The sequence below is a fragment of the Stenotrophomonas sp. ZAC14A_NAIMI4_1 genome (assembly GCF_003086915.1).
Taxonomy (GTDB): domain Bacteria; phylum Pseudomonadota; class Gammaproteobacteria; order Xanthomonadales; family Xanthomonadaceae; genus Stenotrophomonas.
The window spans coordinates 612,450-626,577 of record NZ_CP026002.1 but is presented as its reverse complement, the minus strand read 5'-3'; the positions used below and the strand labels follow the sequence as shown (position 1 = coordinate 626,577).

Sequence of the window (14,128 nt, the reverse complement as noted above, 5' to 3'; positions counted from 1 at the left end):
GTCAGCCTTCTCCTTCAGGCAGGTGATACGCCTTCTCACCAGCGTCCACGCGCAGGTCCAGCCGGTTTTCCGGCGGTGCCAACGGGCAGGTCGCATACGGGGTGAAAGCACAGGGCGGGTTGTAGGCGTGGTTGAAATCGATGCGCACGCTGCCATCGGCGGCCGGTGCATCGATGTCCAGGTAGCGCCCGGCCGGGTAACTGCCGTGGCCGCTGGTGCGGTCGGCAAAGACCAGGAACAGGGGCTCGCCCGGCGCGCCGATCGCTTCCAGGCGCCAGCTGCGCCCGTCGCGTTCGAATTCCACCGCACCTGCATTGGGCATTTCGGTGGTCAGACCGGTGATGTCCACGATCGGCAGGGTCTTGCCAGCGGGATGGGCGATGAAGCGTGCCTGCACCTGCCAGCCGGCACCGCCTGGCCAGTACTGCAGGCCGGCGAAATCGCGGCGCGCCGCGGCGTCGGCATGCTTCACCCGCAGCGCATCGCGCGGGCCGCGCCGGATGATGCTCAGATGGCCCTTGCCGCCATCGAAGGCGAGCACGGTGGGCGCCGGATCCTTGTCGGTGTTGATGCGCACGCGGCCACGCACCGGCTGGCCGTCCTGGCTGACATCCACGCCGGCTTCGGGACTGAACCACCACTGGTCGCCTTCGCGCCGCAGCAGGCCCAGCTTGTCCGGGCCCACGCCCAGGCGGATGCCGCTGCTGGCGCCGCTGCCGATGAAGTGCGACTTGTACTGCAGCCAGTGCAGGCCGACCAGCGCCGTCCAGCCGTCGGGCCGGGTCAGGTCTTCATAGCGCTGCACGCGCCATTGCTGCTGCGCGGCCGCGAACGCCGGATCTTCCTTCACCACCGCCACAGGCTCCGGTGACGGGCTGCAGGCGGCCAGCAACAAGGCGACCAGCAGTCCGCCCACTCCCCGATAACGCATGGATGCTCCCTCGATGTTGCGCCGCTCAACGGCCGCGCAGGAACCAGCGGTCGATCTCCGCCAGCGAAAAACGTGCCCAGGTCGGTCGCCCGTGGTTGCACTGGCCCGAGCGCTCGGTGATTTCCATATCGCGCAGCAGCGCGTTCATTTCCGGCACGGTCAGGCGCCGGTTGGCGCGCACGGCGCCGTGGCAGGCCATGGTCGACAGCAGCTCGTCGCGCGCACTGGCGATGCGCCGGCTCTGGCCATGCTCGCGCAGGTCGGTCAGCACGTCGCGCAGCAGGCCTTCCGGCTCGGCGTTGGCCAGCAGCGCGGGAATGCTGCGCACGTGCAGCGCGCCGGGGCCGGCACGGGTGACCTCGAAACCGAGCGCGGACAACGTCTCCGCCTCGGCTTCGGCAGTGTCGGCCTCGCGCTCGCCCACGGCCAACGTGATCGGCACCAGCAACGGCTGCGACTGCAGGCCGATGCCATCGTGTGCGTTCTTCAGGCGTTCGTAGCCGATGCGCTCGTGGGCGGCATGCATGTCCACCACGATCAGGCCTTCGGCGTTCTCGGCCAGGATGTAGATGCCATGCAGCTGCGCGATGGCGTAGCCCAACGGCGGCACGCCGGCATCGGCGCTGGTCACCGGCAGGCCGTTCTCGCTTGGCATCGGCGGCAGCGCGCTGCTGCGTTCGCCTGCACCGGGTGCGGCATACAGTGCGGCATAGGCGGCGGGCGCATCGGCGACCTGCAGGCCCAGCGGCTGCTGCGGGCGCCAACCGGAGAAACCGCCACCACCGCCGCCCGATCCCGGGGCCGCGCCGCGCACCAGGCCAAAGCCCGACGCACCCGCGCTGGACGGCATCGGCGCGCCGCTGGCATCGGCAGGATGGGCCGGACCGGCGCCGATCTCCTGTGCAGAGACACCAGCGCGGGTATCGGCCAGCGCATCCTTCAAGGTGCGGTAGACGAAGTCGTGCACCAGCCGCGAATCGCGGAAGCGCACTTCGTGCTTGGCCGGGTGCACGTTGACGTCGACGCGGGTCGGGTCCAGTTCCAGGAACAGCACGTAGGCCGGCTGGCGGCCGTGGTAGAGCACGTCGCCGTAAGCCATCTTCACCGCGTGGGCGACACTGCGGTCGCGCACCGAACGGCCATTGACGTACAGGTACTGCTGGTCGGCGCTGGCCCGCGAATAATGCGGCTGCGCGATCCAGCCATGCAGGCGCAGGCCGGCACCGGTGTGGTCCACGCGCACAGCCTGGTTGGCGAAGTCCTCGCCGAGCGTCTCGGCCAGGCGCGTATCGGAATACAGGTCACCCGGCTTGTAGCGGCGCGAGGCCTTGCCGTTGTGCGAGACGCGCAGCTCGACATCGGGGCGGGCCAGCGCCAGCGAGCGCAGCCACTCTTCGATATGGCCCATTTCAGTGCGCTCGGCACGCAGGAACTTGCGCCGCGCCGGCACGTTGTAGAACAGCTCGCGCACTTCCACCGTGGTGCCCGGTGCATGCGCACGCGGGGTCACTTCGCCGATCTTGCCGCCTTCGATCTGCAGCGCCGAGCCGTGCTCGTCATGCGCGCGGCGCGAGGCCAGGGTGAAACGGCTGACCGAGGCGATCGACGGCAGCGCTTCGCCGCGGAAGCCAAGGGTGGCCACCGATTCGAGGTCGTCGAGGTCGGCGATCTTGCTGGTGGCGTGCCGCGAGACGGCCAATGGCAGCTGCTCGGGGGCGATGCCACTGCCGTTGTCGCGGATGCGGATGAGGCGCACACCGCCCTCCTCCAGATCGATGTCCACGCGGCTGGCGCCGGCATCGATGGCATTCTCGACCAGTTCCTTGACCACCGACGCGGGCCGCTCGACCACTTCGCCGGCAGCGATCTGGTTGATGAGGATTTCCGGCAACGGCCGGATCGGGCGCGGATGGGTAGCAGACGTCATGCGGGGATGATAACGGAGGCACACGTCCGCCGGGCGCGGCCCGGCGCTACCGACCGCTCGATCCGCGGGTTATTTGCTGCCGCCGGCCATGGTGGCGGCGGCGTCGATCTCGGCCTGGGCGCGGGCCGCATACAGCGTGCCCGGCGGCGGCTGCCGGCTGAAGAAGGTGTGCACGCCGTCGAGCACCGCGCCAGCGACCTTGCGCTGGTAGGCTGGGTCGATCAGGCGGCGCTCTTCGTCCGGGTTGGAGATGAAGGCGGTTTCCACCAGCATCGCCGGCATGTCCGAAGTGCGCAGCACGGCGAAGTTGGCGCGCTCGAGGTTCGGCTTGTGGTTGTTGCCGATCCGCTTCAGGCCGCCCAGCACGTGGCCGGCCGCGTCTTCGGACGCCTTCATGTAACCGCTCTGGGCCAGGTCCAGCAGCACGTTGGCCAGGGTGCCTTCGGTCTGCTGCAGGCGCACGCCACCGACCAGGTCGGCCGCGTTTTCCTTGTCGGCCAGCCAGCGCGCGCGCTGCGAAGAGGCGCCCTTGGTGGACAGCACGTAGACCGACGAACCCGTGGCCGAACGGTTCTCGGCGGCGTCGGCATGGATCGAAATGAAGATGTCGGCCTTGTTCGCGCGCGCCTTCTGCGCACGCATCGGCAGCGGGATGAACACGTCGCTGTCGCGGGTCAGGTAGGCCTTCAGGCCCGGCGTGGCGTTGACCTGGCGGGCCAGTTCACGTGCCACCGCCAGGGTGACGTCCTTCTCGCGCTTGCCGGTCGGGCCGATCGCGCCCGGATCCTGGCCGCCATGACCCGGATCGATGGCCACCACCAGGTGGCGCATGCCTGGCTGCATGCGGATGCGCGAGGCATCGCTGGGCATGGCCGGCCGCGGTGCTTCGGCCGGCGCAGCGGCGGGCGCAGGCGTCGGCGCCGGTGCGGCGGCCACCACGGTACGGGTCGGCTGGCCAGCAAGGATCGCGGCCGGCGAAGACGACGAAGACGGCGGCGGCGTGCTGCCGGCACTGATGCCCGCAGCGGCCACCTGGGCCGGGGTGGTGGTCGGGGCCGGGGCCGGCGCAACCGGTGCGGCGGCGGTAGCACTGGCCTGCTGCTGCACCTGCGCGGTCAACAGCGCGGTGGCACGGGCGGCTTCGCCACGCGACTGCGCCGTCTGTGCGGCGGCCGTGCTGGCGGTGGACGGGGCGACGGGAGCAGTGGCCGCAGGCGCGGCACGGCTGGCGGCGGTGGCTGGACCATCGCCCGGCCATTCGATCACCAGCTGGGATTCGTTGCCTTCGCGCTGCATCTGCGGGCGGAACGGCGCCACCGATGCGGCCAGGTCGAAGACGACACGGAAAGTGCCCGGAACCGGCTGTCCGGTACGGACGGCGGTGACCACGCCCTGCGCGGCCGGCATCTTCAGGTTGTGCACGGCGCTGGAATCGGGGAAATCGATCACCAGGCGGTTCGGCGAGGACAGCGACAGGGTCTTGTAGCCGCCGCTGCCAACCAGTGAGATTTCCGCACGGGTGCCGGTCGCGCCGGTGTTCAGCTGGACCTGGCGGACCTCACCGGCCCACGCGCAGACGCTCGCCAGACCCAGTCCGACGGCGGCACAGATGGCGATGAGACGGTTCCCCAGGCGCATGGTCAGGATTCAATCACCGCGCTGAACGGAATGCAACACTTTTTTCCTTAATAATCCGTAACCTGCCGGTGTTTGTTCTCGTCAGCCCACAGAAATGGCCTGCAAGTCGCCCCCGTCGGGAAGCCGACCGAGCCATTCACGCCCGGCGTCGCTGGCCCCAGTGAGACGGACGCGTCGGCCCTGCCCCTCGATCTCCAGCGCCACCACCAGATCGGTGCGTGGCAGGGCGCCGGCGCCGCGCTCGGGCCATTCGACCAGCCACAGCACCGCGCTGCCCTCGTCCAGGCCAAGGAAATCCAGCTCGCCCGCCTGGCCGATGCGGTACAGGTCCAGGTGCCACGCTTCGCCACCGCTGGCCAGCGGGTAGCGCTCGACCAGGGTGTAGGTCGGGCTGCGGATCGCGCCCTGCACGCCCAATGCGCGCAGCAGCGCGCGTGCGGTGGTGGATTTGCCGGCGCCGAGATCGCCCCGCAGCTCGACCAGCGCCAGCGGCGGACGGGTGGCGGCCAGCCACTGGCCCAGCAGCTCGGTGGCTTCGCTGTCGGCCAGGAAGAATTCAGTCATTGCGGCAGTTCCGGGTTGGCCAGCCGCCGCAGGGGCGCCAGCAGATCAGTAGGGAGCAGGCCGCGTGCGCCATCGAGGGCGGCGGCATCGCCGGCCAGCGCATGCAGCAGGGCACCGCACGCGGCGGCGTCGAAGGCCTCCAGGCCCTGCGCGCGCAGGCTGGCGATGATGCCGGTGAGCAGATCACCCATGCCACCCACGGCCATGCCGGGGTTGCCGGCGGCAATCAGGCGCGGGGTCTGGCCCGGGGCGGCCACGATGCTGCCCGCCCCCTTCAGCACCACCACCGCGTGGTAGCGCTCGGCCAGCGCCTGTGCGCAGCGGTAGCGGTCGGCCTGGATCTCGGCCGTCGTGCATTCAAGCAGCCGCGCGGCCTCGCCCGGGTGCGGGGTCAGGATGGCATCGGGCAGCGCGCGCGGGTCGCGGGCCAGCAGGTTCAGGGCATCGGCATCAATCACCAGCGGCTTGCCACAGGCCAGCACGCGGGCAAACAGGGCGCGGGCCCAGTCGTCCTGGCCCAGCCCGGGGCCGATCGCCACGACACGGGCCTTGTCCAGCAGGTTCGGCAGCACGTCGCCGTCTTCCAGCGCATGCACCATCGCCTCCGGCAGCCGCGACAGCAGCGGGCCGACGTGGTCGCCACGGGTGCCGATGCTGAGCAGGCCGGCACCGGCGCGCAGGCCCGCCTCGGCGGCCAGGGCGATGGCGCCGCCACTGCCGTGGTTGCCCCCCACGCACAGCACATGGCCGGATTCACCCTTGTGGGTATTGGCGCGGCGCGGCGGCAGCAGGCGCGGCAGGCGATCGGCCGCCCAGCGCTGCGCACTGGCGCTCACCCCTTCCCAGGCCGCGCCATCCAGCTCCAGCGGCGCAAGCCGGCGCTGGCCGACATGGTCCAGCGCGCCACCGGTGAACAGGCCCCGGTGGTTGGCGATGAACTGCAGGGTCACCTGCGCGCGTACCGCCACGCCAGGCACCTGGCCGCGATCGGCGTCCACGCCACTGGGGACATCCAGCGCAAACACCGGCGCATCCTGGGCATTGATCGCCTCGATCAGCGCGCGGGCATCACCTTCCGGTGCGCGGTCCAGTCCCAGCCCGAACAACGCATCCACCAGCAGATCGCACGCCGGAAGCGCGCCGTCCACGGTTTCCACCTGGCCACCTGCGTCGGTGAACGCTGCGGCCGCCTGCCGGGCCAGCGCCGTGGCCGGCCGCTTCCCGGCCAGCGCGAACAGGCGCACCTGCCGGCCTGACTGCAGGGCGTGCGTCGCCAGCACGTAGCCATCGCCCCCGTTGTTGCCACTGCCCGCCACCACGCACAGCTGGCGGGCATCGGGCCATTGCTGCAGCAGGCACTGCCACGCGGCCAGACCGGCCTGGGACATCAGGCCCCAGCCGTCGTCGCCGGCCAGCGCGGTCGCGCGTGCATCCAGCGTGCGTGCAGCGGCGGAATCGAAGAGAAGGGAGAGATCGGGCATGCCGGGATTTTATACTGGTGCGCATGTTCCCCGTCCCCGCCCCCCTCGATCCGGCCCAGGCCGTCTCGCGCATCCGTGACCTGGCCCGCGCGCACGGCTTCCAGCGCTGTGGCATCGCCGGCATCGAGCTGGGCGAGGATGAGGCGCACCTGGCCGACTGGCTGGGCAAGGGCCTGTACGGCACGATGGACTGGATGGCCCGCCACGGCACCCTGCGCGCACGCCCGGCCGAGCTGCTGCCCGGCACCGTGCGGGTGATATCGGTGGGCATGGATTACAGCCACAAGGACGACACCGAAGCCTGGGCCACCCTCGCCGATCCGGGCCGCGCCTACGTCGCGCGTTACGCACTGGGCCGCGATTACCACAAGCTGATGCGCAACCGCCTGCAGAAGCTGGCCACGCAGATCAACGATGAAGTGGCGCCGCTGGGCTACCGCGTGTTCGTCGATTCGGCACCGGTGCTGGAACGTGCGCTGGCGCGCAATGCCGGGCTGGGCTGGATCGGCAAGCACACCTGCCTGATCGACCGCCACGGCGGCTCATGGTTCTTCATCGGCGAGATCTACATCGACATCCCGCTGCCGATCGATGCGCCTGCCACCGCCCACTGCGGCACCTGCACGCGCTGCATCGACATCTGCCCCACCCAGGCCATCATCGGCCCGCAGCGGCTGGATGCACGACGCTGCATTTCCTACCTCACCATCGAACACGACGGCGCCATCCCCGAGGACATGCGGCCGCTGATGGGCAACCGCATCTACGGCTGCGACGACTGCCAGCTGGTCTGTCCTTGGAACAAGTTCGCCAAGCGCACCGACGAGGCGGATTTTCGTACACGCAACAACCTCGATACCGCGCGCCTGGACCAGCTGTTCGCCTGGGACGAGGCCGAATTCCTGCGCCGCACCGAAGGCAGCCCGATCCGCCGCAGCGGCCATGAACGCTGGCTGCGCAACATCGCGGTGGCCCTGGGCAATGCACCGGCCTCGGCCGAGGCACTGGCCGCCCTGCAGACCCGCGTCGACGATCCTTCGCCGCTGGTGCGCGAGCACGTGCAATGGGCGCTGGCCCAGCACGGCGCGCGCTGACGTGCGATCCTGAGCGCCCTGCTCCGCCCGCCATCCGCCGTACCCATGCAGCCACGCAACAACGACGTCCTCACCCCCAGCCAGCTCAACACCCTGGCCCGCGACCTGCTGGAAGGCAGCTTCCCGGCGATCTGGGTCGAAGCCGAGCTGGGCAGCGTGGCCCGCCCCGCCTCCGGGCACCTGTACTTCACCCTGAAGGACGCACGCGCGCAGCTGCGCGCCGCCATGTTCCGGATGAAGGCGCAGTACCTGAAGTTCGTGCCGCGCGAAGGCATGCGCGTGCTGGTGCGCGGCAAGGTCACCCTGTACGACGCCCGTGGCGAGTACCAGATGGTGCTGGACCACATGGAGGAAGCCGGCGAAGGTGCGCTGCGCCGCGCCTTCGAGGAACTGAAGGCACGCCTTGAGGCCGAGGGCCTGTTCGACCCGGCACGCAAGCGGCCGATGCCGGCGCACGTGCAGCGCCTGGCAGTGATCACCTCGCCCACCGGCGCCGCCGTGCGCGACGTGCTGAGCGTGCTGGCCCGCCGTTTCCCGCTGCTGGAAGTGGACCTGCTGCCGACCCTGGTCCAGGGCAGCACGGCCGCCGCGCAGATCACCCGCCTGCTGCAGGCCGCCGATGCCAGTGGGCGTTACGACGTGATCCTGCTGACCCGTGGTGGTGGTTCGCTGGAGGATCTGTGGTCCTTCAACGACGAGGCACTGGCCCGCGCCATCGCCGCCAGCGGCACCCCGGTGGTGTCGGCGGTGGGTCACGAAACCGACTTCAGCCTGAGTGATTTCGCCGCCGACCTGCGCGCGCCGACGCCGTCGGTGGCCGCCGAACTGCTGGTGCCCGACCAGCGCGAACTGACCCTGCGCCTGCGCCGCACCGCCGCGCGCATGGTGCAGCTGCAGCGGCACACGATGCAGCAGGCGATGCAGCGCGCCGACCGCGCCCTGCTGCGCCTGAACGCACAGAGCCCGCAGGCGCGCCTGGACCTGCTGCGTCGCCGCCAGCTCGACCTGGGCCGGCGCCTGCATGCAGCCTTCAACCAGCAGCAGGAGCGCCGTGCGGCGCGCCTGCGCCACGCAGCAGCAATCCTGCGCGGTCACCATCCGCAGCGCCAGCTGGACGAGATGCAGCGGCGCCTGGCCGCCCTGCGCGGCCGCCCGCAGGCGGCGCTGCAGCGCTTGCTGCAACGGGACGCATTGCGGCTGCGTGGGCTGGCGCGTTCGCTGGAGGCGGTGAGCCCGCTGGCGACGGTGGCACGTGGCTACAGCATCCTGACGCGCCGTGATGACGGCACGCTGGTGCGGCAGGTCGGGCAGGTACAGCCGGGGGACGCCCTGCAGGCGCGCGTCGGTGACGGCGTGATCGACGTGCTGGTCAAGTAAGGGGTTGTTCGGCAGGGCTTGCAGCCCTGCACCTGCGGTAGTGCCGGCCGCTGGCCGGCAACGTCAAGATCAACAGCGGGCTATCCGTGGGATGGCGGGGCGGTGGCGGTTGGTGGGTGCCGACCGTTGGTCGGCACATCTGTCAGATATCGAATGAATCATCCACGCATGGCGTGGATCTACTGGCAACGGCGGCGATTGGTGGGTGTCGACCGTTGGTCGGCACATCTGTCAGATGTCGAATGAATCATCCACGCATGGCGTGGATCTACTGGCAACGGCGGCGATTGGTGGGTGCCGACCGTTGGTCGGCACATCGGTCAGATATCGAATGAATCATCCACGCATGGCGTGGATCTACTGGAACGCGCGGCTTTTGGCAGGTGTCGACCTTGGTCGACACATCTGTCAGATGTCGAATGAAACATCCACGCATGGCGTGGATCTACTGGCAACGGCGGCGGTTGGTGGGTGCCGACCGTTGGTCGGCACATCTGTCAGATATCGAATGAATCATCCACGCATGGCGTGGATCTACTGGCAACGGCGGCGATTGGTGGGTGTCGACCTTGGTCGACACATCTGTCAGATATCGAATGAATTCATCCGTGTCGACCAAGGTCGACACCTACCAGAGCCGACCCCGTGCCGACCAACGGTCGGCACCCACCAACAGCAGCGTCATGCCGTTCCGACAGATCGCGGAAAACTGTCGAAGGCGGGGTGGGTCCGGTTGAGGGGGTGTGAGCGCCATGGATGGCGCGACCAAGCCCCCATGGATGGGTTTACGGCGTCCCCCTCAACCGGACCCACCCCGCCAACCCACGGAATGCCGGCTTTTGACGTTGACGTTGACGTTGATTGAGCAGGTGCAGGGCTGCAAGCCCTGCAAAACAAACAACACCCTACTTCGCCTGCTCGCAGAACTTCTGCCGGTACTCCAGTGCCTTCGGCATCAGCGCCTGCAGGTTCTGGATCCGGGTGCCCGGGTTGGGATGGGTCGAGGAAAACTCCGGCGGCGACTGCCCGCCACTGGCCTGCCCCATCCGCTCCCACAACGGCACCGCCTCGCGCGGGTCGAAGCACGCCGCCGCCGCCAGCATCAGCCCCACCTCATCGGCCTGGGTCTCGTGGCTGCGCGCATACGGCAGCAGATAACCGTAGCCCATCGCCGACATCATCATCTGTTGCTGCTGCGCATCCATGCCGCTGGCCGCGCCCGCCATCTGCCCGATCTGCGTCAGCTTCTGCTGCGCCATGCGCTGCGCACCATGGCGCAGCAACGCATGGGCGATCTCATGGCCCATCACCACCGCCATCGCATCGGTGGTGCGCGCCACCGGCACCAGCCCGGTGTACACCGCCATCTTGCCGCCCGGCAGGCAGAACGCGTTGGCCTGGTCGGACGGGATGACGTTGACCTCCCAGTCGAAATCACGCGAGAAGTGCCCGGGCTGCACGCCGTGCTCCTGCGCCAGCGCGGTCTCCACCACGTCCACCTTGGCGATCAGGCGCTGCGCGATGGCGCGGATGTCGCGCGAAATCTGCGCGTTCGGATCCAGCGGCCGCTCCTGCGACAGGATCTCCTGGTACGCCTGCAGGCCCAGCGCTTTTTCCTGGCTGGCATCCAGGGTGCTGTCGATCAGCACCTTCTCGCCCGTGTAGGGGTCGACCGAGCGGTTGGAAAACCAGTAGAACGCCGCATAGCCGGCCGCCAGCAGCAGCACCCACCAGCGGATGTTGCCGAACAGGCCGCGCCGGGGGCCCTGTTGCGGCGAGCGGGAAAAGGGATCGTTGCGCATCGACAGGCCTTCCAGCAGACCCCGCCGGCCGGCGGGCACGGCGCAATCTTAGTGCGCCGCCGCCCAGGGCGGGTGAAGCCGCTGCGGGATCAGATGCCGCGCACCAGGCGGAAGCCGATGCGCGCGCTGGTGGTGTCCGAATCCTGCGACTGGCGCCAGGCGGCGCGGGTCTGTTCCGGTGCGTTGGCCCAGTTGCCGCCACGGATGACCCGCGAGCGGCAGCCCGGGTTGAACCACGGCGCGCCATCGGACGGGGCGCGCCGGTAGCTGGCATGCCAGCAGTCGGCCACCCACTCGCTGAGGTTGCCGGACAGGTCGTGCAGGCCGAAAGCATTGGCCTGGAAGGTGGCCACCGGTGCCGGGCCCCACCAGCCATCGCCGTAGCCGACGAAGGCGTTCTGCCAGTGCCGGCCCGAGGGCGAGACATCGCGGCTGCCGGTGTAGTTGCCGTTGCCTTCCGGCGGCAGGCCGGCATCGCCCCAGGGGTAGCGGCCACTGTTGCCGCCCCGCATCGCGTACTCGAACTCGGCTTCGCTGGGCAGGCGGTAGGAACGACCGGTCTGCTCGGACAGCCACGTGGCGTAGTTCTCGGCGTCGCGCACGCTCACGTGCATCACTGGCGAATTGCCCATCGCCCGGCTGCCGTCGTAATCCGAGCGCCAGTCCACGCCGCTGCGGCGGATGAAGTTGCCGCTGCGCTCGTCATAGACCACCGAATGGCCGCGCCGGGTCGCGCGCGGGCGGGCGTTGGTCGCCTTCACATAGCGCTCGAAGTCGCTCACGGTCACTTCGGTGATGGCCATCGCAAAGCCGCGCTCGAAGCGCACGTAGTGCGAGGGCCGCTCGGCGTCGGTGGCACCGGGCTCGGTATCGCCGGCGCCCATCTGGAAGCCGCCATGCGGCACCACGATCATCTGCGGGCCACGGCCGCCGTCACGCAGTGCATCGCTGAACACCTGGCCGGGGCGGAAGCTGCCGTAATGGGTGGCCAGGTCGATGCGCTCGCGCAGCTGCGCCACCACCGGGTCACCGGGCAGGGCGATGCGCAGCGCTTCGGCCAGTTTCTCGCGCGCCGGCTTCAGCCCCTGCGGCGTGGTCAGGTCGCGCAGGCCACCGTCACGCAGCTGCACCAGCGCCGTGGCACGGATCTGTTCGATGCGCTCGAAGGCATCGGCGATGGTCGGCGAGGAATCGCGCACCTTGCTGGCCTCGGCCAGCCAGGTACCGGCACTGGCGAAGTCGCGCGCACGCGCGGCGTCCTCGGCACGGCGGATCAGCCCACTCTCCGCCGCCGCGAGGCCCTGCCGCGCACGCCGGTTGTCCTTGTCCAGGGCCAGCGCTTCCCGGAAATTGGGAATGGCGCCGTCGCCGTCCTCGCCGATGCGGTCGGCACGCAGGTCATCCTCACCGGCACGGTTGTAGGCCACCACGCGCTGCGCGGTCTCCACCCGGCCCTGCAGCGCGCGCACCTTGTCGTCCTTCGGCGCCAGGGTCAACAGCACCAGCGCCTGCCGGCTGGCTTCAGCCAGCGCCTCGCGCTGCTTCAGCGGCCGCGCCAGCAGCGCGTCGGCCTGCTGCAGCAGGCGTTGCCGGGCCCGCTGCAGGCCATCGCGGGCCTGGCGATCGTCCGGATCCTCCTCCTGCACCGCCAGCCACAGCGGGATGGCCGCGTCGGCATCCTCGTACAGGTGGTCGCGGGCGAAGGCCTGCCCGGCAGCACGGCGCAGCTGCGCCTGGCTGCGCTGCTGCCGGTCCACCCGGGGCGGCGTCCACTGCTGGATGTCCTCGGCCGCGTCATCATCGGCGATGGTGACGGTGCCCTGCCCCGGCGCGTCCGCGGGCTGGGCCTGCGCCGGACGCTCCTCATCGGCCCCGCTGGCGGGCACCGGGGGCGGCGGCGTGCAGCCGGCCAGGGCAACGGCCAGGGCGGTGCACAGCGCGGACGACAGCGGAAAACGCAAGCGGGGGCTCCTTCAACACGGATGCGGACCGACGTTAGGCTATTCTCCCCTGCCTGAGCAAACCCGAGTAGTAGGCCCTGACACGTGGCAACCTGGATCACCACCCCCGCCGAGCTGGACACGTACCGCCAGCAGCGCCCGAGCCGCATCGGCCTGGACACCGAATTCATCCGTGAACGCACCTTCTGGCCGCAGCTTGCGCTGGTGCAGATGGCCGTCGGCGATGACATCCTGCTGATCGACCCGCTGATTCCCGGCATGCCCGAAGCCCTGGCCCCGTGGCTGGCCGATGAATCCATCACGAAGGTGATGCACAGCGCCAGCGAAGACCTGGTGGCGTTCAAGTGGACCTGCGGCGTGCTGCCGCGGCCGCTGTTCGACACCCAGATCGGTGCAGCGCTGGCCGGCATCGGTGCCGGCATGGGCTACCAGAAGCTGGTGCAGGAAATCACCGGCGTCGCCCTGGCCAAGGGTGAAACCCGCTCGGACTGGATGCGCCGGCCGCTGTCCGATTCGCAGCTGCAGTACGCCGCCGACGACGTCGAGCATCTGTTCGCGCTGCATGACGCCATCGACGGCAAGCTGCAGGCGCTGGGCCGCCAGCAGTGGCTGCACGATGATGGCGAGCGCCTGCTGGCCAGCGTAGCCAACGATGAAGAACGCTGGCCACACCTGGGCATGCGCGCGGCGCAGTTCCTCGATGCCGCGGCCCAGCGCCGCCTGCTGCGCCTGCTGCGCTGGCGCGATATGCAGGCACGCAGCAGCGACCGCCCGCGCAGCTGGATCCTGGACAACGAGCTGGCCGCCACCCTGGCGCGCACGCCGCCGGCCGACGAGGCGGCGCTGGGCAAGCTGTTCGAGCAGTTCCCGAAGGCACCGCGCAAGCTGGCCGGCGCGGTCTGGCAGGCCTTGTCCACGCCGCTGGACGACGAAGCCGATGCACCGCTGGCAATGCAGGCCAGCGATACCAACAAGCAGCTGCTGAAGAAGCTGCAGGATGCGGTGGCCGAGCGCAGCCGCGAGCTGGGCCTGGCCGACGGCGTGCTGGCCTCGCGCAAGCACCTGGAAAGCTACCTGGAGCGTCGCCAGTGGCCCGCCGCACTGGCTGGCTGGCGCCAGCAGGAACTGGAAGCGCGCCTGCAGGCACTGCTGCCGGCACGTTGATGGCGCGGCGCCGGTTGGGGCCGGCTGCACCGCCCAGAGCAGTCGACTGACAGTCGACTCTACCGGCCTGCGGCGATCCTCACCGGAGGCCGGCTGGGTAGAGTCGACCGTTGGTCGACTACCGCGCGCAGCGCGACCGTGCCGCTGCACCGCCCGGAGCAGTCGACTGACAGTCGACTCTACCGGCCT

The 14,128-nt window shown here is 69.9% G+C and carries 10 protein-coding genes; 3 read left to right on the top strand and 7 right to left on the bottom strand.

What is annotated here, in order from left to right; all coding sequences use genetic code 11:
* Position 1: 1 nt before the first annotated feature.
* From C1926_RS02780 to C1926_RS02760, 5 genes are all read right to left on the bottom strand, one after another.
* Positions 2–931, bottom strand: coding sequence for a DUF1684 domain-containing protein (locus C1926_RS02780; protein ID WP_108758189.1), 930 nt, complete (start codon positions 929–931; stop codon positions 2–4).
* Positions 932–956: 25 nt separating this feature from the next.
* Positions 957–2,858: a DNA mismatch repair endonuclease MutL gene (gene mutL, locus C1926_RS02775; protein WP_108758188.1), complete on the bottom strand. Its 1,902-nt coding sequence runs from the start codon at positions 2,856–2,858 to the stop codon at positions 957–959.
* Positions 2,859–2,927: 69 nt separating this feature from the next.
* Complete coding sequence (locus tag C1926_RS02770) at positions 2,928–4,496, bottom strand: N-acetylmuramoyl-L-alanine amidase (RefSeq protein WP_108758187.1); 1,569 nt, start codon at positions 4,494–4,496, stop codon at positions 2,928–2,930.
* A gap of 81 nt (positions 4,497–4,577) precedes the next feature.
* A complete protein-coding gene (gene tsaE / locus C1926_RS02765; protein WP_108758186.1) occupies positions 4,578–5,060 on the bottom strand; it encodes a tRNA (adenosine(37)-N6)-threonylcarbamoyltransferase complex ATPase subunit type 1 TsaE in 483 nt (160 codons plus the stop codon).
* Positions 5,057–6,541 carry an NAD(P)H-hydrate dehydratase gene (locus tag C1926_RS02760; protein ID WP_108758185.1) on the bottom strand — a complete coding sequence of 495 codons (1,485 nt, stop codon included), beginning with the start codon at positions 6,539–6,541 and terminating at the stop codon, positions 5,057–5,059. Before C1926_RS02760 ends, tsaE begins: the two co-directional genes overlap by 4 nt.
* 23 nt (positions 6,542–6,564) lie before the next feature.
* Here C1926_RS02760 and queG point away from each other — a divergent pair, with 23 nt between their 5' ends.
* Complete coding sequence (queG, locus tag C1926_RS02755) at positions 6,565–7,635, top strand: tRNA epoxyqueuosine(34) reductase QueG (protein WP_108758184.1); 1,071 nt, start codon at positions 6,565–6,567, stop codon at positions 7,633–7,635.
* Positions 7,636–7,680: 45 nt separating this feature from the next.
* Positions 7,681–9,012, top strand: coding sequence for an exodeoxyribonuclease VII large subunit (gene xseA, locus C1926_RS02750; RefSeq protein WP_108758183.1), 1,332 nt, complete (start codon positions 7,681–7,683; stop codon positions 9,010–9,012).
* A 905-nt stretch (positions 9,013–9,917) separates the two neighbouring features.
* Here xseA and C1926_RS02745 read toward each other — a convergent pair.
* Together C1926_RS02745 and C1926_RS02740 are read right to left on the bottom strand one after the other, a co-directional pair.
* On the bottom strand, positions 9,918–10,814 hold the full coding sequence (locus C1926_RS02745) for a M48 family metallopeptidase (RefSeq protein ID WP_108758182.1): 897 nt from the start codon (positions 10,812–10,814) through the stop codon (positions 9,918–9,920).
* 89 nt (positions 10,815–10,903) lie between these two features.
* Entirely contained in the window at positions 10,904–12,775 is a 1,872-nt protein-coding gene (locus C1926_RS02740) for a formylglycine-generating enzyme family protein (protein ID WP_108758181.1), read from the bottom strand.
* 84 nt (positions 12,776–12,859) lie between these two features.
* Here C1926_RS02740 and rnd point away from each other — a divergent pair, with 84 nt between their 5' ends.
* Positions 12,860–13,939, top strand: a complete 1,080-nt coding sequence (rnd, locus tag C1926_RS02735) for a ribonuclease D (protein WP_108758180.1) — start codon at positions 12,860–12,862, stop codon at positions 13,937–13,939.
* The last annotated feature ends 189 nt before the right edge of the window (positions 13,940–14,128 follow it).